The organism is Streptomyces sp. NPDC044704, from assembly GCF_056433525.1.
Map to the genome: position 1 here is coordinate 194000 of NZ_JBWKGY010000012.1, position 23611 is coordinate 217610.

The window sequence follows — 23611 nt, forward strand, 5'->3', positions numbered from 1 at the left end:
GTGTCGGGTCCGGTCAGCGGTGGGTACGGCGTACGGCGACGGCGGTGACGGCCCCGCCGATGAGGAGGCAGGCTCCGAGGCCCAGCGCGATCCAGGGCGGGGCACTGGCGTCGGCCGCCCGCGGCGCGGGCTCCGGGGGCGGGGCTCCGGCCGAGGGGGCCCGCGTGCGCCCCGGCCCGGCCGCCGCCGCGAGGTCCGGCAACGGGTACACGTCCGGCGGCCCGGGATCCCCGGGCGCGGGCACGGCCACCCGCGGCCGCACGACCCCGTACCCGACGTAGTCGTTCCGCACAGCCCCGTCGACGGGCTTCCCGGCGGTGTTCAGGAGCACCCGGAGCACCTGGTTGTTCGTCCAGTGGGGGTAAGCGGACCAAAGCAACGCGGCGGACGCGGACGCGAGCGCGGAGGCGTCACTGGTCCCGTGGCTCGTGCAGAGTCCCGTCTCTTTGGCACAGCCCGTGACGATCTCAGTGCCCGGCGCCGACAAGTCAACCTGCGGCCCGTGCTGTGACTCCTTGGTCGCAGCACCGTCCGCGTCTACCGCTGCGACGCCCACCACGCCGGGGGTCGCGGCGGGGTAGAGCACCTGGTTCGTCGTATCGCCGTCGTTCCCCACACCAGCAAAGATCAGCTTTCCTTTGGAAAGGGCGTACTTCACGGCCTCTGCCCGTTCAGGGTCGTCCTTGGCGGTGGCCAGGGAAATGTTGATGATCTTGGCTTCGGAGTCGGCCGCGTACCGAATCGCAGCTGTCCACAACGGGCTCGTGTCGTTCAACTCGTGAGGCACTCGGATCGGAAGGATTTTTGCATTCGGCGCGAGCCCGAACGCGCCGTCGCCGCTCGGGTGTCTTCCGGAACCGGAGATCACTGCGGCCATGGTGGTGCCGTGCTGTTCATAGTCCTCGCGTTCATCACCCTTGTAGCCCTTCTGCCCTGTGGCGAAGTCCTTGCCGGGAAGCACCTGCCCATCGAGCTCGGGAATTCGCCCGACTCCGCTGTCGATGACCGCGACGGTGACGCCTTGACCCGTGCTGATCTTCCAGATGTCATCCGCCTTCATGGCGTCCAGATGCCACTGCTGCTCCCGAATGGTTTGCGCACGGGCGGGAGCCGCGGCTGCCCCGGCCAGCAGCAGACCCATCAAGGCCGCAGTCGTCATTCGCATGCGCGTCAGATGCAAGGTCCGTCCGCTCAGTCGATCACGGGCGGGACAACGCGACGGTTGGCCTGCCAGGTCTGTTCGTCTTCCGTTAGGTGGTCGGGGCGACTACCCCCCTGGTCTCCACGCCGCCCTCCCGGAGCTTGGGCAGCCGCACCGGCATGCCCCATCGCTCCGGCTCCAGGGCCCATCCCGCTGCGTACGAGGCCGGACCCTCCCTGAGTAAATGGCTGGCTTGCCACAGCCTGCTGCCGCCCGCCGACGACACCACCCGGATCCATGGCCAGTCGGCGGCCCGACCCCCCTCCCGAGGTGGCGGGCGGTCCGCTGACGCCTCCGCCGAACATTCCTCCCACGCCACGGCCAACCGGATGCGTGCCGGCTTCCGCGCCGATCACCGTGCCACGCGGAATTGCCCCGCTCGGCGTGCTCGGAGAAACCGGCCTTCCGCCAACAATGCCGGTGTCACGCGGCGGGAACGACAAGCTGCCGCCGACCGGGACACCTCCGCTCGGAGCTCTGCCGTTGGGCAACCTTTCGCCACCAGCTCCGGACATGCCCGCACCCGGCGAGAGCACGACGGGCGGGACGTGCACCGTGGAATCCCCGCCACCCAAGCCGACGCCCCCTACTCCGACCGGGGCATGGGGAGTCTGGGGCGTGGTTCGCTCTGGCAGCGTCACGAGGTGGTCCAGAACCAGATCCACCTCACGCGCCTGCACAGAGGGTGAAGGCACAAGTCCGGCGGCCGGAAGGCGAACGGTCGCACCTGCTGGTCGCGGCTCGGGAACCCAACCGGGCTCGCTCGCCGGAGCGACATCCTCTGCACCGACCAGCGTGGACGACAAGCCGTTCGAACCGAACCCACCCGCTGAACCCCCGGTGGAACGACTTCGTGAGAGCTCGTCAGAGACACTCCTCGGCTCGAACACCCCCGGCGGTGGAGGGAACGTGGGGATTTCCGCTCGGGTCAGTTGGGTTGCCGATAGCTCGTAAGACTGGGCCAGCTTCGTGAGTTGCTGGATCGCCCGTTCGTGGTCGTCGGTGAGCTTCGTGTGGGCGCGCAGGCCGGTCTCGTGGGCGTCGGGGTCGTTGGGGAACGCGCGGGCCGAGGCCAGGTTGGCGGCGGCGGTCGTGTCGTAGGCAGGGGTGTTGGCCCTGACCTCGACCATGGTCTGGGCGGCTTCGGTCAGCCATCTGGCGCCCTCCGCGCCGTACTCGGACAGGCGGAGCGTGGCGTTGCCCGCGCGGCTCGCCCAGTCCCGGAAGGCCTGCGCGGCCTCGCCCTCCCAGCCCTCGACCCGGTGCTTCTTCAGGCTTTCGCCGATTTCCCCGATCGTCGCCGCTGCGTGCGTCAGCTGGGTGGCCCGGGCCTTGACCGTCTCCGGGTCGAGGGTGGCGATCATGGCCAGCAGCTGCCCGTGCGTGCGGCCCTCGAAGTCCGTCCCCATCAGAGGCTGCCCTTCGACCTACCGCCGCCCGGGCCGGCGCCCGCGCCCGCCCGCCGCTCCTCGCGTGCCAGCGGATCGCGCTCCGGCACGTAGTCCCGCTTCGCCTGCCTGACGATGTCCCGCATCCGCTGCTGCGTGTCCTCGTCGACGCCGCCGTAGCCCTTGCCCGCCGTCAGGATCGCGATGCCGAGGGCCTCGATCTGGCCCGCCAGGCCCCGGGAGAGCCCCTGGAGCGCGCGGTGGACGGCCGCGTACGCGCCGAAGAGGGCGTCGGCCTCGGCGAAGCCCCTGCCCAACGTGCCCGTCGGGAGGGTGCCGTGGGCGAGTTTCGCGTCGCCGGCCTCGGAGCCGTCGAGCGTGCTCAGCAGGTCGTCGACGAGCTTCTTGTAGCCGGTCATCGACGCGTACTCGACTTCCAGGGCCCGCGCCTGCCGCGTCAGCGCGTCCGCCACACCCGCCGCCACACCCGCCCCGGGTAATCCTGCCTCCGCCGCCACGTCCGGCCCCTCCGTCACGCCCCGCGCCCGCCCGCACACTCGCGGTGATCACTCTAGCGTCGGGCGGCACCCGCAACGTGCCGCGCGGAATCAGGAGTTGGGCGCCGCGACGGCCGCCGACGGCCGGATCGGGATCCTGTTCACCGGGCGGCCCGTGGCCGCGCGGACCGCCGAGGCCACCGCCGCCGGGGTCGTCACCACCGGGACCGCGCTCGCCGCCTTCGCACCGAACGGCGCCACCACGTCGCGCTCCTCGACCAGTTTGACGATGCGCACCGCGGGGGCGTCCAGCGCTGTCGGCAGGGCGTAGCCCGTCAGGTCGGGGTGGCGTACGAGGCCCGCGACCGAGCGGAGGTTCTCCGTGAGGGCCGCGCCCACGCCCTGGGTGACGCCCGCTTCGATACGGGCCTCCAGCTGACGCGGGTTGAGGACGCGGCCGACGTCCTGCGCGACCGCCAGTTCCACGACCCGGACCGAGCCGAGTTCGATGTCCACGTCGACGACCGCGCGGATCGCGCAGAACGCGAGGCCGACGAACGCGTCGCCCTGCCCGTCCCCGTCCAGCGGTTCCGTCGGGTGGGGGCGGCACTGGGCGGTCGCCCAGAGCTCCTTGCCTTCTATGGCCTCCGTCACCGACATCGAGAACGCGCCGTCGTACGACGTGATCCGGCCGTCCGAGATCTGGAGGAGCTCGGTCGACATGCCGAGCTTGTGCGCCATGGGCGTCAGGAGCTGGGTGCGGACCATCTTCGCGGCGCGTTCCACGGCGCCGCCCGACACCCACGTGTGACGGCCGTGCGCCGACGGCCCGGCCGGCGGCTGGTCGGTGTCGACGGGGGCCATCGCCACCTCGTCGACGCCGAGCACCTCCTGGACGATCTGGCGGGCGAGGGTGGCGAAGCCCTGGCCGGTGTCGACGGCGGCGCAGATGACGGTCGCGGTGCCGCCGACCACCTTCACCGTCGCGGTGGAGACCTCGTCCGCGCCCTCGGCGCCGAGCATGTGGACCATTCCGACGCCGTACCCGACGCCGCGCCGCACCGCACCCGGCTCGCCCGCGCCCTCCGGGCCGCCGGGCAGCAGCCAGTCCTCCTCCGGGGAGTCCTTGGGGAGGGAGGGCAGCGGGTAGTCGCGTACGGAACGCAGCAGTTCCGCCACCGGGGCCGGGCAGGTCACGGTCTGGCCGGTGGGCAGGAGGTCGCCGGTGGCCATGACGTTGCGCAGGCGCAGTTCGGCGCCGTCGATGCCGAGGGCTGCGGCGAGCTTGTCCATCTGGCCCTCGTAGGCGGCGCAGACCTGCATCGCGCCCTCGCCCCGTACGTGGCCGGAGGGCGGGTTGTTCGTACGGACCGCCCAGCCTTCGACGAAGGCGTGCGGGACGACGTACGGGCCGCAGGCGAACGCCACGGCCGCCGCCAGGGACTCGGAGGAGGCGTCGGCGTAGGCGCCGGCGTCCATCAGGATCTGCGCCTCGACCTTGACCAGCCGGCCCTCGGCGTCCGCGTGGTGGCGGTAGCGCAGCAGGGTCGGGTGGCGGTGGGCGTGGCCGAGGAAGGACTCCTCGCGGGTGGCGGCCAGTTTCACCGGGCAGCCCGTCCGCAGGGCGAGGAGGCCCAGCGGCAACTGGAAGGCGGGGTCCTCGCGGTCGGAGGTCGCGCCGGGGACGCCCGTGACGACGACCCGCACCCGGTCGGGCTCCAGGCCGAAGCAGGCGGCGGCGAGGTCGCGGTCGGTGTGCGGGTCGGTGGAGGCGGTGTAGATCTCCACGCCCCCGTCGGGCCGCGGCACGGCCAGCCCGGCCTCCGCCCCGATGGGCGCGGGGTCCTGACGGCCGATCCGGTACAGGCCCTCGACGACGACCTCGCCGGTCGCCTCGGGGTCGCCGTAGCGGAGCGGGATGTGCCGGATCAGGTTGCCGTCCGGGTGGAGCGGGGCGGCGCCGAAGGACTGCTCGGGGTCCGTGACGGCGTCCAGGAGCTCGTACTCGACCGCGATGGCGGCGGCCGCGAGGCGTGCCGTGTCGGGGTGGTCGGCGGCGACGGCGGCGATGGGCTCGCCGTGGTGGCGCACGATGTCGTGGGCGAAGACGGGCCGGTCGGCGATGCGGCGCCCGTGCGTGCCGGAGCCGGGGACGTCGGCGTGGGTGATGACGGCACGGACGCCGGGCATCTCGGCGGCGGCCGAGGTGTCGACGGACAGGATCCGGGCGTGGGCGTGCGGCGAACGCAGCACGGCGGCCCACAGGAGGCCCTCGGCCCACAGGTCGGCGGCGTACGGGAAGGTGCCCTCGGTCTTGGGGCGGGCGTCCGCGGAGGGGACGGAGGCCCCGATGCCGCGTACGGGCAGCTGCTGGTCCCCTTCCGCGGTGGTGGTCACCGTGGTGACGGTGGTCGTCGCCGTGGCCGCGTCGTGCCCGCTCACGCCATGCCTCCGTTGTGCTGGATCCCGAGGTTGCCGGGGTTGCCGGGGTTTCCGGTGTTGCCCAGGTTGCCCAGGTTGCCGGGGTCACCGAGGCCGCCGCCCGTGGCGCCGGAGTTCCCGAGGGTGGCGAGGTTCCCGAAGTCGCCCGGCCCGCCGGGGTTCCCGAGCTCGCCCGGAGTGCCCTGGCCGCCGTGGATGCCGCCCTCGCCGGGCTGGGCCTGGTGCGGGATGCGCGGCTCACCGGCTGCCGCGGCCGCGTCGTCCGCGGCGGTCGCCCCGCGTTCCGCGACGACCTCGCGGACCGCCTCGATGACGCCCTTGTAGCCGGAGCAGCGGCACAGGTTGCCGCACAGCGCCTGCCGGGTCTCCAGGTCGCTGGGGGCGTGGTTGCCCTCCAGCAGGTCGTGGATGGTCATGGCCATGCCGGGTACGCAGAACCCGCACTGCACCGCACCCGACTTGCACAACGCCTGCTGCACGTCCGAGAGTTCCCCGTCCGTCGCCAGCCCCTCCACGGTGCGGACCTCGCTCCCGGCGGCGGTCGCGGCCGGGACCAGGCAGGAGGCGACCAGCCGGCCGTCGACCTGCACCGCGCAGGCCCCGCACTCGCCCTGCGAGCAGCCGTCCTTGGCGCCGGCCAGGCCGAGCCGCTCGCGCAGCACGTACAGCAGGGACTCGCCGATCCAGGCGCCGGTGACGGGCCGGTCGGCGCCGTTGACGCGCAGGACGTAGGAGGCCGCCGGGTGCTCGTGATGGGCGACGGCGGGGCTTTCCTCTTCCTCGTACGTCGCCCCGCGCGGCGGGAAACCGGCGGAGTCGCCCTCGTCCGGGGGTGTCGAGTCGCTGTCGGCAGCGCCCTCACCCGGCACGGGCGCGGCCCCCGCTGCGCCCTGGGCCGAAACCGAAACGGGTGCCGAAGCCGAGCCCGGCTCCGCCCCCGCGGCCGTGTCCTCAGGCGTAACCCCGTCCGCACCGGACCCCGGAGCCGCATCCGGCCCCGCGTCCGGTCCCGTGTCCGAGTCCGCCCGCAGCGCCTCGAAGCCGTGCCCGTGCGTGTCGCCGGGCCCCGCCGCCTCGGCCTCCACCGGACGCGGACGCTGCTCCTCGACCGGCGTCCGGGCCGGGCCGTGGGCGGCGTCGATGTCCGGGGCGGCGTGCAGCAGCGGTTCCGGCTGCGGCCCGGCCTCGGGCAGCGGCTCCGGCAGCGGGGTGCCGACACCGGGCCCGCCGAGCACCCTGGGTCCGCGTCGCGGCGTGCCCGCCCCGGGCCCGCCGGCCCGCCGCGCGGCGTCCTCGCCGCCCGCGCCCGATGCGCCCGCGCCCGTTGCGCCGACGCCCGGCAGCACTCCGCCGGTCAGCGTCCCCTCGGCGGCCGCCCAGGGGGCCGCGGCGCCGCCCGGCAGGGTCGCCGGGGCCTGGCTCCAGTCGGATTCGGCGGCGCGGCCACGACCGTCACGCGCCTGGTCGTCACGGCCCTGAAATCCTCTGTCCTGAAGGCCTCGGTCCTGAAGTCCCCGGTCCTGCGCGTCGCCGCGCGGGTCACCTCCGAACGCGCCGGGAAACTCCCCCGAGTAGTCGGCGGGGGATTCCCCGGGGAAGCCGCCCGGGCCGTCCTCCCGGTACGCGCCGCCGTACTCGCCCGGGTATCCGCCCTCGCCCGCGTACGCGCCCCGGTAGTCCCCCGGGTAGCCGTCCTGCGGGCCGTTCCCGAAGTCCGCGGTCCCGGCGGACGGTTCCGGCTCTCCGGCGCCACCCGTCGGCAGCGTCCACTGCCCGGTGGTGATCGACTCCCCGGGCTGGTGCACCGCCTCGGGGAACTGCCACTCGGCCGTCGCGGACGGATCCGGGTCCTGCCCGGCCTCCGGTCCGCCGGCCTCGCCGTAGGCGGCCGCCACCGACGGCGGCAGCGGGATCGACGCCGGGATGGGCCCGCGGCCCGGCCCCGCGTCGGCGTCCGCTCCGGCGCCGGCTCCACCGCCGGCTTCCGGCCACTGCACCGGCATGGTCCAGGTGCCCGTGGCCGTCGGGTCCGCGCTGGCCGACCCGAGGGGCACGATCATCGGCGGCGGCACGTAGCCGTGCCCGGGCGCGGCGAGGGGCTCCCCGCTGTCGAGCGCGTCCAGCATGTGCTGGGGCAGTTTCACGAAGGCCGTGGCCTCGGAGTCGAATTCGCCGCCGTGCGGCACCGGCTCCCAGCCCCAGTCGGCGCCCGTGCTGCCCGTGTTGCCCGTGTTGCCGGTGTTGCCCGTGTTGCCGGTCGTTCCGCTCACGTTCTCGTTCTCGCTCATGAGGTCAGCGCCCTCCCGAGGGCCCTGCGCGCCAGTACGGCCACCGTCCGCCGCAGATGCAGTACTCCGGAGGACACCGGTTCCCCCTGGTCGGGCACGCAGGCGGCCGCGACGTACTCGCCGAAGGCCTCCAGTGCCTCGGGGGCCAGGGTCCGTTCCCCGTCCCAGTCGATCAGCGAGGCCACCCACTGCTCGGCCTCCAGCGGCCGCAGCGGCATCGGGGCGACCGCGCCGATCGCACAGCGCACCCCCCGGCGCGCGGGATCGAGTACGAGCCCCACGGACGCCACCGCGCGCCCCGGACCCGTACGTCCCGTGGCCTTCAGGAAGACCTGCGGGGCGTGCAGCAGCGGCACCCGTACGAAGCCGATGAGTTCGCCGGGCCGGAGCATGTCGCGGCCGGCCAGGAGGTGGGAGACGGGGATCTCGCGCCGGGTTCCGCCGGGGCCGACGATGATCAGCATCGCCTCCAGCGCCGCCAGCACGGGGAGGGCGTCACCGGTCGGGGCGGCCGTGGCGATGTTCCCGCCGAGGGTGCCCGCGTTGCGGATCTGCGGGGGGCCGGCGGCCCGGGCGGCCGCCGCGAGCGCCGGGATCAGGGCGGCGAAGTCCGGCCGTCCCATCCGGGCGTGCGTCAGGCCGGCGCCGAGGAGGGCGTGCCCGTCCTGGTACTGCCAGCCGCGGATCTCGTTGATCCGGCCCAGGCCGACCAGCGCGGCGGGCCGCAGCAGCCCGGCGTTGACGGCGGCCATGAGGTCGGTGCCGCCGGCCACGGGCACGGCCGCGGGCATGGCGGTGAGTGCCGCCACGGCCTCGTCGAGCGAGGCCGGCAGCGTCACGGACTGCGCCGCCTGGGCCGCATGCGGAGGTTGCGGCCCCTGAGCCGCATGCGATGCGTGCGGTGCGTGCGTGGTCAACCCAGCTGCCCCTTCCCGATGTCCCGGTCCCGGCGCTCACGCCTGTCCGCCGTACGGTACGTGCTCACCGCCGGGAGGTGGCAACTCTGGCACATCTTCCGGAGCACCCGGCGCGAGGGTCTCCCGGGTGCCATCCGGTCCGGCGGGCGGCCGCGCGCCGGGAGGCGCACCGGGGCGGGTCGCGAAGGCGCCCGGGCGGCGGCCGCGGGCCCACGTCCCGGGCGCCCGATTTTCCCTGTATCCACCTCATTCGGGAGAGAGTTCCAAGGGTTTCCGAAGAGTTCCGCTTCCGGTCACCGGGAGCCGCGGCGGCCGCGCCGCCCGCAGGTCACACGATCGGAGGCGCACCCTCGATCGGACGGCCCAGCACCCCCGGACGACGCTGCCACGGCAGCGGGCCGCCCGGCGGCCGGTACTCCACTCCCAGCGCGTCCAGGCGCGCGTAGTGCCCCGCCATCCGCGCCTCGAAACCGGCGTAGTCACGGGATTCCGGTTCGGGCAGCCGGGACCACACCACTTCCGCGAAGGCCACCAGCCGCGGGAACACCTGGTAGTCGACCCGGCCCTGGTTCTCCATCACCTCGGTCCACACGTTGGCCTGCGCGCCCAGCACGTGCGCGGCGGCCTCCGGCGACAGCTTCGGCGGCACCGGCTCGAAGCGGTACACGTCCTCCAGCGAACGCACGTACCCGATGGGCATCGGCTCGTCGGCGCCGCCCGCCTGACGGTGGTCCAGGTACACCTGCTGCTCGGGGCACATCACCACGTCGTGCCCGGCCTCGGCGGCGGCGATGCCGCCCGCGTAGCCGCGCCAGGAGGACACGGCCGCGCCGGGGGCCAGCCCGCCCTCCAGGATCTCGTCCCAGCCGATCAGGCGGCGGCCACGCTCGGCCAGCCAGCGGTCGAAGTGCCCGATGAACCAGGACTGGAGGCCGTCCGCCCCGTCCACGCCCAGCTCCGCGATCCGCGCCCGCGCGGCCGGGGAGGCCTTCCACTGCGCCTTGGGGCACTCGTCGCCGCCCACGTGCACGAACGGGGACACCTCCGCCGGGAACAGCTCCAACAGCTCCTCGAAGACCCCTTCGTAGAACCGCAGTACGCCCTCGGTGGGCGCGAGGACGTTCTCGGAGATCCCCCAGTCGTCCCACACCTCCAGGGCGGCGGTGTCCACCACGTCGGTGTTCCCCAGCTCGGGGTAGGCGGCGATCGCGGCCTGGGAGTGCCCGGGCACGTCGATCTCGGGCACCACCCGCACGTGCCGCTCGGCGGCGTAGGCGACGATCTCGCGGATGTCGTCCTGGGTGTGGAAGCCGCCGTGGGGGGTCTCGTTCCACAGCGGGGAGGCCCGGTGCCCCCACCGGCTGCGCGCCCGCCAGGCGCCGGTCTCCGTGAGCTTCGGGTAGCGCTTGATCTCGACCCGCCAGCCCTGGTCGTCCGTCAGGTGCAGGTGCAACACGTTGAGCTTGTGCGCGGCGAGCAGGTCGATGTAGCGCAGCACCCCGTCCTTGGGGACGAAGTGCCGGGCGACGTCGAGCATCATCCCGCGCCAGCCGAAGCGCGGCCCGTCCGCGATCGCGACGTGGGGCAGGCTCCAGGTCCGACCGGGCAGCGGCGCCTTGCGGTAGGCGTCCGGCCCGAGGAGCTGACGCAGCGTCTGCGCGCCCCAGAACAGCCCGGCGGCGGAGGCCCCGGTCAGCTCCACGCCGTCCTCGCCGACGTCGAGCCGGTACGACTCCGGTCCAAGCCCGCCCGCGGCCTGCGGGTCCACGCCCAGCCGTACGTCGCCCCGGGCGCCCGGCCCGGCCGCCGGCAGCCCCCACCCGGTGGCCGCCCCGAGTTCGCGGCGCAGCCACCGCGCGACCCCTTCGGCGCCCGGACCGGCGGCGAGCACCGGCTCGGGCCCGAAGGCGTAGCTCCGGCCGTCCCCGTCGGGAACGGCGACCTGAGGTACGGGGATCAGGTCCATGCGTCAGCCCTTCGCCACAACCAGCCAGTTGCGCCCTGCGCAACGGTCGTTCCGCAGGGCGCTCGTCGCGCCGACCCTAACCCGCGCCCGGGGCACGCAAAAGGCCCCCGGCGCGCATCGGCGCACACGGAGGCCCTTCGGCGGGAACAGTCAGGACCTTCTTCCCCGGCCCGACCGCCCCGCTCGTTCCACTCGTCCCGCTTGTCCTACTTGTCCTTGCCGCCCTTGTCCTTGTCGCCGCCGGCGCCCATGGACTCGTAGATCTCCTTGCACATGGGGCAGACCGGGTACTTCTTCGGGTCGCGGCCCGGCACCCAGACCTTGCCGCAGAGCGCGACGACGGGGGTGCCCCCGAGCGCGCTCTCCATGATCTTGTCCTTCTGGACGTAGTGGGCGAAGCGCTCGTGGTCGCCGTCGCCGTGGGACACCTGCGGCGTCGGCTCTACGAGGGTCCCCGTACCAGTCCCGCGCTCGGGCTCAAGAGTGCTCATAAAGCCAGGGTACTGAACGCCGCCGGGGTCAGTTCAGCGACGGGTCGTCCAGATAGGTGGCGACCATCGCGAGGTCGCTGCGCTGGCGGCGCAGGACCGCCCGCCAGAGCCGTTCGGGGTCGGGGAAGGACACGTCGCCCGGTTCGGAGTCCACGACGTACCAGGCGCCTTCGCCGAGCTCGGCCTCCAGCTGGCCGGGGCCCCATCCGGAGTAGCCGGCGAAGATGCGCAGGCCCCCCAGCGCCGCTGCCAGCAGTTCGGGCGGGGCCTCCAGGTCGACCAGGCCGATCGCGCCGTGCACCCGGCGCCACCCGAGCGGCCCCTCCTCGCCCGGGATCACGGCCACGCCCAGCGCCGAGTCCAGCGCCACCGGACCACCCTGGAACACCACTCCGGGGTCACCGGCCAGCGGCGCCCACGGCAGCAGGATGTCCCGCACGTCCACCGGGGTGGGCCGGTTGAGGACCACGCCGAGGGAGCCCTGCTCGTCGTGGTCGAGCAGCAGGACGACCGCGCGGTCGAAATTCGGGTCCGCGAGGGCGGGGGTGGCCACGAGCAGCCGCCCTGTGAGGGAGGACACCTCGGTCATGCGGACATGATCTCGCACAATCGTCCTCCAGGGGGAGCTGACGAGGACATCGGATCGTGCGCAGCTCAGGGCGCACGGCGGCAGGAAGGAGCGCGCGCGGCGAAAACCCCCGGAAGGCAACACTCCGCTACTTGCCGCGCACACAGGGTGCTGTGCCGAATTCATGACAGTCCTACGGCCACGTCAGCCATACAAACAAGGGGGTACTGCCCCTTACCCTTTTCACTGATCCCCTGCCCATCCCTCTCCGGAACGCGAGATCCATGACCGGCAACGATGTCCTGCTTGTCCACGGCGGAACCCCGCTCGAGGGCGAGATCCGTGTCCGCGGCGCGAAGAACCTCGTGCCGAAGGCCATGGTCGCCGCACTTCTCGGCAGCGAGCCCAGCCGTCTGCGCAACGTGCCCGACATCCGTGACGTCCGGGTCGTGCGCGGGCTCCTGCAGCTGCACGGCGTGACCGTGCGCCCCGGCGAGGAGCCGGGCGAGCTGGTGCTCGACCCGACCCACGTCGAGAGCGCGAACGTCGCCGACATCGACGCGCACGCGGGTTCCTCCCGGATCCCGATCCTCTTCTGCGGTCCGCTGCTGCACCGCCTCGGCCACGCCTTCATCCCGGGCCTGGGCGGCTGCGACATCGGCGGCCGGCCGATCGACTTCCACTTCGACGTGCTCCGCCAGTTCGGCGCGACCATCGAGAAGCGCGAGGGCGGTCAGTACCTGGAGGCCCCGCAGCGCCTTCGCGGATGCAAGATCCGCCTGCCCTACCCGTCGGTCGGCTCGACCGAGCAGGTGCTGCTGACGGCCGTTCTGGCCGAGGGCGTCACCGAGCTCAGCAACGCCGCCGTCGAGCCGGAGATCGAGGACCTCATCTGCGTACTGCAGAAGATGGGCGCCATCATCTCCGTCGACACCGACCGCACCATCCGCATCACCGGCGTCGACCGCCTCAGCGGCTACAACCACAAGGCGCTCCCGGACCGCCTGGAGGCCGCCTCGTGGGCTTCCGCGGCCCTGGCGACCGGCGGCAACATCTACGTCCGCGGCGCGCAGCAGCGGTCGATGATGACCTTCCTGAACACCTTCCGCCGGGTGGGCGGTGCCTTCGAGATCGACGACGAGGGCATCCGCTTCTGGCACCCGGGCGGCCCGCTGAAGGCCATTCACCTGGAGACGGACGTCCACCCGGGCTTCCAGACCGACTGGCAGCAGCCGCTGGTCGTCGCCCTGACCCAGGCGTCCGGCCTGTCGATCGTCCACGAGACGGTCTACGAGTCCCGCCTCGGCTTCACCTCGGCGCTGAACCAGATGGGTGCTCACATCCAGCTGTACCGCGAGTGCCTGGGCGGCAGCGCGTGCCGCTTCGGCCAGCGCAACTTCCTCCACTCGGCGGTCGTGTCCGGCCCCACCAAGCTCCAGGGCGCCGACCTGGTCATCCCCGACCTGCGCGGCGGGTTCTCGTACCTGATCGCGGCGCTGGCGGCCGAGGGCACCTCGCGCGTCCACGGCATCGACCTCATCAACCGCGGCTACGAGAACTTCATGGAGAAGCTCGTCGAGCTGGGCGCGAAGGTCGAACTGCCGAACGGCGACCTCGTCTGATCCCCTCCCGGGGCCCCACGGGGCCCCGGGAACGCCGAAGGGCGGCCACCCCCACGGGGGTGGCCGCCCTTTGGCGTTCTACGTACCACTGCCGTCCCGGGGGCCTCTGCGGCCCCCGGCACAAGGGCGGTACTACTTGCCCTTGGCGGCTTCCTTGAGCTTGGAGCCCGCGGAGACCTTCACGCTGTAGCCGGCCGGGATCTGGATGGGGTCGCCGGTCTGCGGGTTGCGCGCGGTGCGAGCGGCACGGTGGGTGCGCTCGAAGGTCAGGAAGCCGGGGATGGTGACCTTCTCGTCGCCCTTGGCGACAATCTCGCCGACGGTCTCGGCGAGCGCGGCCAGAACGGCGTCGGCGTCCTTGCGGGTCACCTCGGCGCGCTCGGACAGAGCGGCCACCAGCTCACTGCGGTTCATGTTGTACTCCCGTGTTCAACTTGCCTTAGAGGCGTGAGATCGAAGCCGATGCTGCCAGGGCCCTCGGACAGTCCCCGGACCCGGGTCTGAACGTCAGACCCTCTCGCCCGGTTACGCATCCTGCCCCCACCAGCGGCGGGAAAGCCAATCCGGCACCCGCCAGGGTCACACGAAAAGCGCCACAGTCACGCCGCGGTGACGCTCCGTCCGCACCAGAGGCTCCGGCTGGATGCGGACCGCGGGCCACGCGGGCATCCCCGCAACCCTAGAGGCGCCCCGCCGGGCCCGCATCTCGCGACGCGCCGGGAACGGACCGTGGGCCCCGTCACAGCGGCCGCCGCGGCGGCCGTCGAACGGGCCTTCGGGTCACCCTCGGAGCCGCTCCTCGAACCGCCCTTCGAACCATCCGCCGGGCCGGGCCCGGTGCGGGCCCGGTGCGGGCCCGGTGCGGGCCCGCCCGAACGGACCTAGCCGGCGGTGGCGGCCTTGCGGACGGCGCCCGCGACCGCGCCCGCGACCTTGTCGTTGAAGACCGACGGGATGATGTAGTTCGCGTTCAGCTCGTCCTCGCCGACGACGTCCGCCAGCGCGCTCGCGGCGGCCAGCATCATGTCGGTGTTCACCGTCCGGGACTGCGCGTCCAGGAGACCGCGGAAGACGCCGGGGAAGACCAGCACGTTGTTGATCTGGTTCGGGAAGTCCGAGCGGCCGGTGGCCACGACGGCGGCCGTCTGGCGGGCGACGGCCGGGTCCACCTCGGGGTCCGGGTTCGCGAGCGCGAACACGATGGCGCCTTCGGCCATGGCGGCGACGTCCTCGCCGGAGAGCACGTTGGGGGCCGAGACGCCGATGAAGACGTCGGCGCCGACCACGGCCTCCTTGAGGGTGCCGGTGTAGCCCTCGGGGTTGGTGTTGTCGGCGATCCAGCGCAGCGGGGAGTCGGCGGCCGCGTCGACGAGGTCGGGGCGGTCCGCGTGCACGACGCCGTGGATGTCGGCGCTGACGGCGTTCTTGACGCCCGCCGCGAGGAGCAGCTTGAGGATGGCCGTACCGGCCGCGCCGGCGCCGGACATGACGACCTTGACGTCTCCAACTGCCTTGCCCACGACGCGCAGTGCGTTGGTGAGGGCGGCGAGGACGACGATCGCGGTGCCGTGCTGGTCGTCGTGGAAGACGGGGATGTCGAGGGCCTCGCGCAGCCGGGCCTCGATCTCGAAGCAGCGCGGCGCGGAGATGTCCTCCAGGTTGATGCCGGCGAAGCCCGGGGCGATGGCCTTGACGATGGCGACGATCTCGTCGGTGTCCTGGGTGTCGAGGCAGATCGGCCACGCGTCGATGCCGGCGAAGCGCTTGAAGAGGGCGGCCTTGCCCTCCATGACGGGCAGCGCGGCCATCGGTCCGATGTTGCCGAGGCCCAGCACGGCGGAGCCGTCGGTCACGACTGCGACGGAGTTGCGCTTGATGGTGAGGCGGCGCGCGTCCTCCGGGTTCTCGGCGATCGCCATGCACACGCGGGCGACGCCCGGGGTGTAGATCATCGAGAGGTCGTCACGGTTGCGGATGGGGTGCTTGGACGCCATCTCGATCTTGCCGCCGAGGTGCATCAGGAAGGTTCGGTCGGAGACCTTGCCCAGGCTGACGCCCTCGATGCCGCGCAGCTTCTCGACGATCTCGTCGGCGTGCGCGGTGGACGTCGCGGCGATGGTGACGTCGATACGGAGCTTCTCGTGACCCGATGCGGTCACGTCGAGGCCGGTGACCGAACCCCCCGAAGACTCCACGGCGGTGGTGAGCTGGGAGACCGCGGTTCCGCTCGCGGGCACTTCCAGGCGGACCGTCATCGAATACGAGACGCTGGGCGCCGTTGCCATGGCCGTGTTCCTCTTCTGTCCCTGATTTCGCTGTACACAGGGCCCGCACACGGCAGGTGTGACGGGTCCCGTTGTCCGATCGTCCCACCTACCAGCCGGTACGAGGTAACCAGCTACAAATTTCGGAAGAACTCTTCCACCATACGAGAGACCAGGGGCGCGCGGAATGGTGGATTAATACAAAACAGGTCCGCGCCCCCCACTCGGTGGAGGGCGCGGACCTGTGCTGTCTACGACACCGGCCCGCCATGCTCGCCTCGCGGCAAGTGGTCGCTCTAAGCGACGAAGGTTGGGCCCGGGGGCTTGGATCGAGCCGGTGTCGTAACCAGGCTAACAAAGGATCGCCGGAAGTGATCCCCCTCCAACGGGTCGGTTCCACGGCATCACGCGCCTGGCCGCGGGCCATCCGGCCCCGTACGGGGACCGCGGCCGAACCGGAGCCCGGACCCGAGGGCGGAGCGTCCCCCGCGCGGGCCCCGCTCCCCCGTCAGGGACGCAGCAGCTCCGGGACCCCGTCGGCGCCCGGGCGGTCGGCGCCCGCCGAGACCACCGTCAGCTGCTGCGTCGCGCGCGTCAGCGCCACGTACAGCACGCGCAGGCCCGCCGGGGACTCGTCCGCGATCTCCGCCGGGGAGACGACCACCGTGGCGTCGTACTCCAGACCCTTGGCCTCCAGGCTGCCCAGCGCCACGGCCCGCTCGCCGAGGTCCGCCAGCCACCGGGCCGCCTCCGCCCGGCGGTCCATGGCCACGACCACGCCCACCGTGCCGTCCACCTGCTCCAGCAGCCGCCGCGTCTCCTCCCGCACCGACTCGCCCAGGTCGGCCCCGGCCGCCGTGAAACGCGGTTCCAGACCCGTCGAACGCACCGCGGTCGGCGGCTCCATGCCCGGCATCGCCAGCTTCAGCACCCGGGAGGCCACCTCGGCGACCTCGGCCGGGTTGCGGTAGTTCACGGTGAGCGTGAACCGCCGGCGCGGCCGGCTCCCCAGCGCCTCGTCCCGGGCGGCGGCCGCCTCGTCCGGATCGGTCCAGGAGGACTGCGCCGGGTCCCCGACCACCGTCCAGGTGCCCATCCGGCCCCGCCGGCCCACCATCCGCCACTGCATCGGCGTCAGGTCCTGCGCCTCGTCGACGATGACGTGCGCGTACTCGGTGCGCTCCGCCGCGATCCGCTCCGCCCGCTCCCACTGGGTCTCCTCGCGGGTGGGCATCAGCTCCTCCAGCCCGCTGAGCTGGTCGAGCGGATCCATGTCCCGCTTCCGCTTGGGCCGCGCGGGCGCGCCGAGGAGCTGCTGGAGCTCGTCCAGCAACGCCACGTCGTGGACCGAGAGGGGGCCCTTGCCGTCCGGACCGATCCGGCGCAGCGAACGCGCCAGCTGCCGGGTCTCGCGCGGGTTCAGGTCCCGGCGCGACCAGCGGCCGAGCCGCCGCTCGTCGGCCATCGCCGCGAGGACCTTGCGCGGCGTCAGCTCGGGCCACCAGGCGTTCAGGAACGAGATGAAGTCGTCCTCGGTGGAGATGTCCTCGTCGAACGCGGAGCGCAGCTCGGCCGCGAGCTCCGGATCGCTGTGCCGGCCCGCCCCGCCGGACTTCGAGTAGAGGGCGTCCAGCAGCAGCTTCCGGGCGCGCGGGCGCAGCAGGTTGACCGGGGCGGTACCGCTGAGCACGTTCTGCCGGATCCGGTTCAGCTCGGCCGACTCCAGCTCCTGGCGCCGCCCGAGGGCCACGACGCGCAGCCGCTCGGGCGCCTCGCCCAGCTCCAGGGCGCCCCGTACGGCCTTGCGGAGCACCTTCAGCATCCGGGAGGAACCCTTGACCCGGGCCACGGACGGATCGTCGTACGTGGTCGCCTCGGCCCCGTCGACGAGCGAGCCGAGCGCCCGGATGGCGACCTGCCCCTCCTCCCCGAGGGAGGGCAGCACGCCCTCGGTGTACGCCACCAGCAGCGGGGTCGGCGAGACGATCAGGATGCCGCCGGAGTAGCGGCGGCGGTCCTGGTAGAGCAGGTAGGCGGCGCGGTGCAGGGCCACGGCCGTCTTGCCGGTGCCCGGCCCGCCCGCGACCTCGGCGACGGAGGCGGCGGGGGCCCGGATGACCAGGTCCTGTTCGGCCTGGATCGAGGAGACGATGTCCCGCATCGAGTGCGTACGGGCCCGGCCGAGCGCGGCCATCAGAGCGCCGTCGCCGATGGCGGGCAGCTCCCGCCCGTCGAGCGAGGCCGTCACCTCGGGGCGCATCAGGTCGTCCTCGACCCCGAGGACCTTGCGGCCCTTGGAGCGGATCACCCGGCGGCGCACGACCCGGCCGGGGTCCTTCGGGGTGGACCGGTAGAACGGCGCGGCCGCCGGGGCGCGCCAGTCGATGACGAGCGGCGCGTAGTCGGTGTCGAGTACGCCGATGCGCCCGATGTGCAGGGTTTCGGCGATGTCGGCGGTGAGGTCCGGGCGGATCGCGTCGTCCGCCGGCTCGACGGAGGTGTACGCGCCGTCGGCGCCGCGCTCCCCGTCCTTGCCGAGGACCAGGTCGATCCGGCCGAAGAGGAAGTCCTCGAACTCGTTGTTCAGCCGGTTGAGGTGGATCCCGGCGCGGAAGACCTGCGCGTCGCGCTCGGCGAGCGCGCCGGGCGTACCCACCTGCCCCCGCTTGGCGGCGTCGTTCATCAGGAACTCGGCCTCGTGGATCTTCTCCTCAAGGCGTCGGTACACCTGGTCGAGATGCGTCTGCTCGACCGCGATCTCCCGATCGCGGACGGAATCCGCCGTGCTGTCGACAGCGGCATTCTGCGCGGCCACCAAGGCCCCCTTCTGACGTGCATGGGCGACCGTCAACCGTACGCGAATTCCGCCCCGGTCCGCACGCCCGTTCCGCGCGCCGTACGAAACGGGGGGATTTGGGTGGGGGGCGGGGGCCCGCCCCTACAGCTCTCCCGCCGCTACCGTTCTGGTGCGGCGGCGGTGGCGGGCCACGCGTTCGCGGTTGCCGCAGAGTTCGCTGGAGCACCAGCGGCGGCGGTGGCCGCGGGAGGTGTCCAGGTAGACGCGGGTGCAGTGGTCGCCCTCGCAGGAGCGCAGCAGGGCCATGTCGCCGGGGTCGGTGAGGAGCTCGACGGCGTCCCGGGCGACCGCCGCGAGGAGGCCGGCGCACTCGACGCCGCCGCAGAGCTCCCGCACCAGGTGGCCCTCGCGGTCCCGGACGGCGCACAGGCCGGGGGGCGGGCCGGCGGCGGCGGCGTTGACGCGGGCGAGGGCGTCCTCGGCGGGGCGCTGCCCGGCGAGTTCCGCCCGTACGAGGCGGTCGACGTCCGCGCGCAGGCCGCGGAACGCGGCCACCCAGTCGGGGCCCAGGCCGCCGAGGGGGGTCCGGTCGGGTACCAGGCCGGCTCCGACGAGCCACAGCCTCAGCTCGTCGCCGTCCCGGATGCCTTCGGTGTCCCCGTGGGGGGTGAAGGTGGCCAGCAGGTCGAGACAGACCCGCCCGGAGTCGAACCACATGCCCGTCACCGCCTAGGTCGCCGTGGGCGCCTCCCCAGAGTGCCGTCGGCGGGGGCGTTGCGGAACCCCCCGCGAGGGGGGCCGGCCGTCCGGCGGGTTGTCGTGGAGGAGGCGCTGGAAGAGGCGGTGGTCCCGCCAGGCGCCGTTGATGTGGAGGTAGCGGGGGGCGAGCCCGTACTCGGTGAAGCCGGCTTTGGCCAGGACCCGCTGGGAGGCGAGGTTGTCGACGAGGGTCCCGGCTTCGACGCGGTGCAGCCCGGCTTCGTCGCGGGCGATGCGGCAGACCTCCTCGACGGCCGCGGTGGCCAGCCCCTTCCCGGCCCAGGCCTGGTCGACCCAGTAGCCGACGCCGCCGCTGCACAGGGGGCCGTGTACGAGGCTGCCGAGGTTGATCGTCCCGACGGGGACGCCGCCCGCGGTCAGGACGTACGGCAGGACCCGCCCGGCGTCGCGGTCCGCGAGCAGGGTCCGCAGCCGGTCCAGCTGTCCGGCCTCGGTGTAGAACTCCTCGGCCCGGTCGGGCTCGTAGGGCGCCATGTACGTCCGGTTGCGGGCCAGTACGTCGGCCAGCGCAGCGGCGTCGTCCAGCGTGACGCCCCTCATCTCCACCCCGTCAGCGATCATCCGGGCACGCTACCGAAGCCCGGCCGCCCTGCCCAGCCGTCCGCCTCCCCCGGCCCGCTCACCTCCCGAAGCGGTCCTCGCCCCCCGCGTCCACCGACAGCCGGTACCCCCGCTTGACGACGGTCTGGATCAGCATCGGCACCCCCAGGGCCGCCCGCAGCCGGGCCATCGCCGTCTCGACGGCGTGCTCGTCGCGGCCCGCTCCCGGCAGCGCCCGCAGCAGGTCGGCCCGGGACACGACCCAGCCGGGCCGCCGGGCCAGGGCGTGCAGCAGGGCCATCCCGGCCGGGGGCACGGGCCGCAGGGCGGCGTCGACGAGTACGGCGTGCCCCCGGATCTCCAGGCGGTGTCCGGCGACGGGCAGGACCCGGGCCCGGCCGGGCAGTTCGCGGCAGAGCAGCTGGACGAGCGGACCGAGGCGGAAGCGTTCGGGCTGGACGGTGGTGACGCCCTCGGCCTGGAGGGGCAGGGCGGTGACGGGGCCGACGCAGGCGGCCAGGGCGGGCCCGCGCAGGGCCTCCAGTACGGCCTCCCGCAGTCCGCGTTCCCCGGCCCGGGACAGCAGGGAGGCGGCGGCGGGCGCGGAGGTGAAGCTGACGGCGTCGACCGCGCCCACGGCGACCGCGTCGAGGAGCCGGTCCAGGGGCGCGAGGTCCTCCGGCGGCATCCACCGGTACACCGGTACGGGCACGACGTCGGCGCCGCCGTCGCGCAGCGCCTCGACGAAGCCGGGCAGGGGTTCGCCGTGCAGCTGGAGGGCGATGCGCCGCCCCGCCACCCCGCCGTCGAGCAGCCGGTCCAGTACCTCGGCGAGGGATTCGGACTGCGGGGACCAGGACTCGACGAGCCCGGCGGCCCGTACGGCGCCCTTGACCTTGGGGCCGCGGGCCAGCAGTTCGGTCGCGCGGAGCCGGGCGAGGAGGTCCTCGCCGATCCCCCAGCCGTCGGCGGCTTCGATCCAGCCCCGGAAGCCGATCGCGGTGGTGGCGACCACGGCGTCCGGGGGGCTGTCGACGAGTTCCTTGGTGGCGGCCAGCAGTTCGCCGTCGTCGGCCAGGGGCACGATCCGCAGGGCGGGGGCGTGCACGACGGCCGCGCCGCGCCGCTTCAGCAGGGCGATGAGTTCGTCCGCCCGGCGGGCGGCGGTGACTCCGATGGTGAACCCGGCGAGCGGGCCGGTGTGCGGTGCGTCGTCCATCGTGGTGACCTGCCTCGGCTGTGCTTGCCCGGTGGGGTGGGTGTCTCGTCGCGGGGACCGAGCCTGTCAAGCCGTCGTGTCGGGCTCGGTTCCACCGCATTTCGGTGCCGTAACGCCGCCCGGCACGAGAGCGCCGTCACACGCTGGTGAGCTGCGGTTCCGCCTCCGTTCCCGCCGCGGGGGCCGGCGTCCGGGCGGGCCGGCGAAGGTATACCGCCCAGGTGACGGCGCAGCACACGGCGTAGAAGCCGAGGAAGGTGACGAAGGCGGCGCTGCCGGATCCGGAGGAGGCGAACGCCTCCCGGAAGACCAGGTTGATGCCGAGTCCGCCGAGCGCGCCGACGGCGCCGATCAGGCCCATGGCGGCGCCGGAGAGGCGTCGCCCGTACGCGGCCGCTTCCTCGCCGCTCGTGCCGCGGGCCAGGGCCTTGGCCTGGAAGATGCCGGGGATCATCTTGTAGGTGGAGCCGTTGCCGACGCCGCTGAGCGCGAAGAGGGCCACGAATCCGACGAGGAAGACGGGCAGCGATTCCCGTACGGAGGCGAGGACGACCACGCCGGTCGCCGCCGCCATCGCGACGAACACCGCCAGGGTGATCCGCGCGCCGCCGATCCGGTCGGCGAGCGCGCCGCCGACGGGCCGTACGAGGGAGCCGAGGAGCGGGCCGAGGAAGGTGAGCGAGGCGGCCTGGAGGGGGGTGCGGCCGAACTGGGTCTGGAGGACCAGCCCGAAGGCGAAGCTGTAGCCGATGAAGGACCCGAAGGTGCCGACGTACAGGAACGCCATGATCCAGGTGTGCGCGTCGCGGGCGGCTTCGCGCAGGGCCCCCGCGTCGTTGCGCACGGGCGCCAGGTTGTCCATGCGGGTGAGGGCCAGTACGGCCGCGGCGACGATCAGCGGGAGGTAGGCGGCGAGCAGGAGGCGGGGGTGGCCGGCGCCTGCGGTCGCGATGACCAGGAGGGCGGCGAGCTGGACGACGGGGACGCCGATGTTGCCGCCGCCCGCGTTGAGGCCGAGGGCCCAGCCCTTCTTGCGGAGCGGGAAGAAGGCGTTGATGTTCGTCATCGAGGAGGCGAAGTTGCCGCCGCCCACGCCGGTCAGCGCCGCCACGGCCACGAAGGTCGCGTACGGGGTGCCGGGCTCCATGACGACGAGCGCGGCCACGGTCGGCGCGAGGAGCAGCAGGGCGCTGACGACGGTCCAGTTGCGGCCGCCGAAGCGGGCGACGGCGAAGGTGTAGGGCACCCGTACGAGGGCTCCGACGAAGGTGGCGGTGGCGATGAGGAAGAACTTCCCGGCCGGGTCGATGCCGTACTGGGGGCCCATGAAGAGGACCATCACCGACCACATCGACCAGATGGAGAAGCCGATGTGTTCGGAGAGCACGGAGTAGAGGAGGTTGCGGCGGGCGGTCTTCTCGCCGGTCTCCTTCCAGAACGTCTCGTCCTCGGGGTCCCACCGCTCGATCCAGCGGCCTCCCCTGCGCGGTGCGGTCGTACCGGTCATCACACGCCTCCACAGCTGTCGCGTCCGTGGGAAGACCGTAGGAAGGGCGCGTTTCGGCCCCGGTCCCCGCCGGATGACCGGCGGGAAACCTTGCACTCACCCGCTGTCGGCGCCCGGTGTGAGTGCGGCGGGCAGCCAGCTGCCCGGCGGTACTTCCAGCCAGCCGGCCGGGCCCTGGAGTTCCTCGGCGGCGCGGAGCAGGGCGTCGAGGCCGGGGTGGCGCAGGCCCCGGCGCCAGACCATGGCCAGCGGGGACAGCGGTACGGGGTCGACGAGGGGCCGTTTCACGGATCCGGGCATGTCGGGGAAGCCGACGGTGACCAGGACCGGGTTGCGGGTCTTGGCCATGACCCGCCCGAACTCCTCCTTGCCCACCGCGACGGGGGCGGGGGGCGCCGACGCGATGCCCCGCCCGGCGAACAGTTCGCCGGCCAGCCGCGTCCACTCCCGGGTGCGCGGGTTCCCGGCGCCCGTGTACACGCTCTCCCCGGCCAGCGCGGCCAGCGGTACGTCGTCCCGCGCGGCCAGCGCGTGCCCGTCGGGCAGCAGTACGGCGAGCGGTTCGTACCGTACGGGCCGGTGCGCGAGCCGCGCGCGCAGCGCCGGGTCCAGGCCGTCCGCGTACCCGAAGGAGACGTCGAGCCGGCCGGCGACGATCTCCCCGGCGGCGTGGGTGAGGCCGCTCTCGAAGCGGGCCATCAGCTCGCAGCCGGGGGCGAGCTCGCGGGCCCGTTCCAGGACGCGGCGGCCGGTGCCGGGCCCGTCGGTGTTCACGTCGACGAGGAGGGCGCGGGGCGGGCCGGTGAAGGCGGCGGCGAGTTCCTCGTGCGCGCGCAGCACCTCGCGGGCGTACGGGAGCAGCCGCTCGCCCTCGGGGGTGAGTTCCACGGCCCGGGTCGTACGGACGAACAGGCCCGCCCCGAGGCTCTGTTCGAGCCGGCGGACGTCGCGGCTCAGCGCCTGCTGGGCGACGTAGAGGCGGGCGGCGGCGCGGGAGAAGTGGAGTTCCTCGGCGACGGCGACGAAGCCGCGCAGCAGCCGGGGGTCCACATCGCGGGAGGGCATCCCCGGAGATTAACAACCGGGGATTGACAACAGGAAGCGGTGAATGGCCTGCGAACAGG

General features: G+C 73.4%; 18 protein-coding genes. 1 reads left to right on the forward strand and 17 read right to left on the reverse strand.

The window, feature by feature from the left end; genetic code table 11:
* Positions 1 to 13 precede the first annotated feature (13 nt).
* The 9 genes from mycP to AC07B0_RS27210 all read right to left on the reverse strand — a co-directional run bounded on the left by mycP (position 14) and on the right by AC07B0_RS27210 (position 11779).
* Entirely contained in the window at positions 14 to 1141 is a 1128-nt protein-coding gene (gene mycP, locus AC07B0_RS27170) for a type VII secretion-associated serine protease mycosin (protein WP_478899092.1), read from the reverse strand.
* A 50-nt stretch (positions 1142 to 1191) separates the two neighbouring features.
* A complete protein-coding gene (locus AC07B0_RS27175) occupies positions 1192 to 2610 on the reverse strand; it encodes a WXG100 family type VII secretion target (RefSeq protein WP_478899093.1) in 1419 nt (472 codons plus the stop codon).
* Positions 2610 to 3107, reverse strand: a complete 498-nt coding sequence (locus tag AC07B0_RS27180) for a hypothetical protein (protein ID WP_478899094.1) — start codon at positions 3105 to 3107, stop codon at positions 2610 to 2612. Before AC07B0_RS27180 ends, AC07B0_RS27175 begins: the two co-directional genes overlap by 1 nt.
* Positions 3108 to 3197: 90 nt before the next feature.
* Complete coding sequence (locus AC07B0_RS27185) at positions 3198 to 5528, reverse strand: xanthine dehydrogenase family protein molybdopterin-binding subunit (RefSeq protein ID WP_478899095.1); 2331 nt, start codon at positions 5526 to 5528, stop codon at positions 3198 to 3200.
* Positions 5525 to 7816, reverse strand: coding sequence for a (2Fe-2S)-binding protein (locus tag AC07B0_RS27190; protein ID WP_478899096.1), 2292 nt, complete (start codon positions 7814 to 7816; stop codon positions 5525 to 5527). The genes AC07B0_RS27185 and AC07B0_RS27190 overlap by 4 nt, the downstream gene beginning before the upstream one ends.
* Positions 7813 to 8733 (reverse strand): FAD binding domain-containing protein, encoded by a 921-nt coding sequence (locus tag AC07B0_RS27195; protein ID WP_356875256.1) that lies wholly within the window; start codon positions 8731 to 8733, stop codon positions 7813 to 7815. Before AC07B0_RS27195 ends, AC07B0_RS27190 begins: the two co-directional genes overlap by 4 nt.
* Before the next feature lie 328 nt (positions 8734 to 9061).
* Complete coding sequence (locus tag AC07B0_RS27200; protein WP_478899097.1) at positions 9062 to 10699, reverse strand: beta-N-acetylhexosaminidase; 1638 nt, start codon at positions 10697 to 10699, stop codon at positions 9062 to 9064.
* Positions 10700 to 10905: 206 nt separating this feature from the next.
* Entirely contained in the window at positions 10906 to 11190 is a 285-nt protein-coding gene (locus tag AC07B0_RS27205; RefSeq protein ID WP_053679372.1) for a DUF3039 domain-containing protein, read from the reverse strand.
* 28 nt (positions 11191 to 11218) lie between these two features.
* Entirely contained in the window at positions 11219 to 11779 is a 561-nt protein-coding gene (locus AC07B0_RS27210) for a YqgE/AlgH family protein (RefSeq protein ID WP_356875252.1), read from the reverse strand.
* Between the two features lie 263 nt (positions 11780 to 12042).
* Here AC07B0_RS27210 and murA point away from each other — a divergent pair, with 263 nt between their 5' ends.
* A complete protein-coding gene (gene murA / locus AC07B0_RS27215; RefSeq protein WP_356875250.1) occupies positions 12043 to 13380 on the forward strand; it encodes a UDP-N-acetylglucosamine 1-carboxyvinyltransferase in 1338 nt (445 codons plus the stop codon).
* 132 nt (positions 13381 to 13512) lie between these two features.
* On the opposite strand, the gene AC07B0_RS27220 is transcribed toward murA, so the two are convergent.
* The 8 genes from AC07B0_RS27220 to AC07B0_RS27255 all read right to left on the reverse strand — a co-directional run bounded on the left by AC07B0_RS27220 (position 13513) and on the right by AC07B0_RS27255 (position 23552).
* Complete coding sequence (locus tag AC07B0_RS27220) at positions 13513 to 13794, reverse strand: HU family DNA-binding protein (RefSeq protein ID WP_007264399.1); 282 nt, start codon at positions 13792 to 13794, stop codon at positions 13513 to 13515.
* Positions 13795 to 14261: 467 nt separating this feature from the next.
* Complete coding sequence (locus AC07B0_RS27225; protein ID WP_356875248.1) at positions 14262 to 15665, reverse strand: NAD-dependent malic enzyme; 1404 nt, start codon at positions 15663 to 15665, stop codon at positions 14262 to 14264.
* A gap of 487 nt (positions 15666 to 16152) precedes the next feature.
* Positions 16153 to 18459, reverse strand: coding sequence for a HelD family protein (locus AC07B0_RS27230; RefSeq protein ID WP_478899098.1), 2307 nt, complete (start codon positions 18457 to 18459; stop codon positions 16153 to 16155).
* Between the two features lie 123 nt (positions 18460 to 18582).
* Entirely contained in the window at positions 18583 to 19158 is a 576-nt protein-coding gene (locus AC07B0_RS27235; RefSeq protein ID WP_356875244.1) for a CGNR zinc finger domain-containing protein, read from the reverse strand.
* A gap of 12 nt (positions 19159 to 19170) precedes the next feature.
* Complete coding sequence (locus AC07B0_RS27240) at positions 19171 to 19782, reverse strand: GNAT family N-acetyltransferase (RefSeq protein WP_478864402.1); 612 nt, start codon at positions 19780 to 19782, stop codon at positions 19171 to 19173.
* Between the two features lie 58 nt (positions 19783 to 19840).
* Positions 19841 to 20980, reverse strand: a complete 1140-nt coding sequence (locus AC07B0_RS27245; protein ID WP_356875240.1) for a uroporphyrinogen-III synthase — start codon at positions 20978 to 20980, stop codon at positions 19841 to 19843.
* Positions 20981 to 21116: 136 nt separating this feature from the next.
* Positions 21117 to 22487, reverse strand: coding sequence for a nitrate/nitrite transporter (locus AC07B0_RS27250; protein ID WP_356875238.1), 1371 nt, complete (start codon positions 22485 to 22487; stop codon positions 21117 to 21119).
* A 96-nt stretch (positions 22488 to 22583) separates the two neighbouring features.
* A complete protein-coding gene (locus tag AC07B0_RS27255; RefSeq protein WP_356875235.1) occupies positions 22584 to 23552 on the reverse strand; it encodes a LysR family transcriptional regulator in 969 nt (322 codons plus the stop codon).
* Between the last annotated feature and the right edge of the window lie 59 nt (positions 23553 to 23611).

Bases quoted from the DNA above. Each gene is read 5' to 3' on its own strand.
- AC07B0_RS27245 (WP_356875240.1), bottom strand. From the start codon at position 20,980: ATGGACGACGCACCGCACACCGGCCCGCTCGCCGGGTTCACCATCGGA.
- AC07B0_RS27220 (WP_007264399.1), bottom strand. From the start codon at position 13,794: ATGAACCGCAGTGAGCTGGTGGCCGCTCTGTCCGAGCGCGCCGAGGTG.
- AC07B0_RS27175 (WP_478899093.1), bottom strand. From the start codon at position 2,610: ATGGGGACGGACTTCGAGGGCCGCACGCACGGGCAGCTGCTGGCCATG.
- AC07B0_RS27210 (WP_356875252.1), bottom strand. From the start codon at position 11,779: ATGACCGAGGTGTCCTCCCTCACAGGGCGGCTGCTCGTGGCCACCCCC.
- AC07B0_RS27250 (WP_356875238.1), bottom strand. From the start codon at position 22,487: ATGACCGGTACGACCGCACCGCGCAGGGGAGGCCGCTGGATCGAGCGG.
- AC07B0_RS27225 (WP_356875248.1), bottom strand. From the start codon at position 15,665: ATGGCAACGGCGCCCAGCGTCTCGTATTCGATGACGGTCCGCCTGGAA.
- murA (WP_356875250.1), top strand. From the start codon at position 12,043: ATGACCGGCAACGATGTCCTGCTTGTCCACGGCGGAACCCCGCTCGAG.
- AC07B0_RS27205 (WP_053679372.1), bottom strand. From the start codon at position 11,190: ATGAGCACTCTTGAGCCCGAGCGCGGGACTGGTACGGGGACCCTCGTA.
- AC07B0_RS27190 (WP_478899096.1), bottom strand. From the start codon at position 7,816: ATGAGCGAGAACGAGAACGTGAGCGGAACGACCGGCAACACGGGCAAC.
- AC07B0_RS27240 (WP_478864402.1), bottom strand. From the start codon at position 19,782: ATGATCGCTGACGGGGTGGAGATGAGGGGCGTCACGCTGGACGACGCC.
- AC07B0_RS27200 (WP_478899097.1), bottom strand. From the start codon at position 10,699: ATGGACCTGATCCCCGTACCTCAGGTCGCCGTTCCCGACGGGGACGGC.
- AC07B0_RS27235 (WP_356875244.1), bottom strand. From the start codon at position 19,158: ATGTGGTTCGACTCCGGGCGGGTCTGTCTCGACCTGCTGGCCACCTTC.
- mycP (WP_478899092.1), bottom strand. From the start codon at position 1,141: ATGGGTCTGCTGCTGGCCGGGGCAGCCGCGGCTCCCGCCCGTGCGCAA.
- AC07B0_RS27255 (WP_356875235.1), bottom strand. From the start codon at position 23,552: ATGCCCTCCCGCGATGTGGACCCCCGGCTGCTGCGCGGCTTCGTCGCC.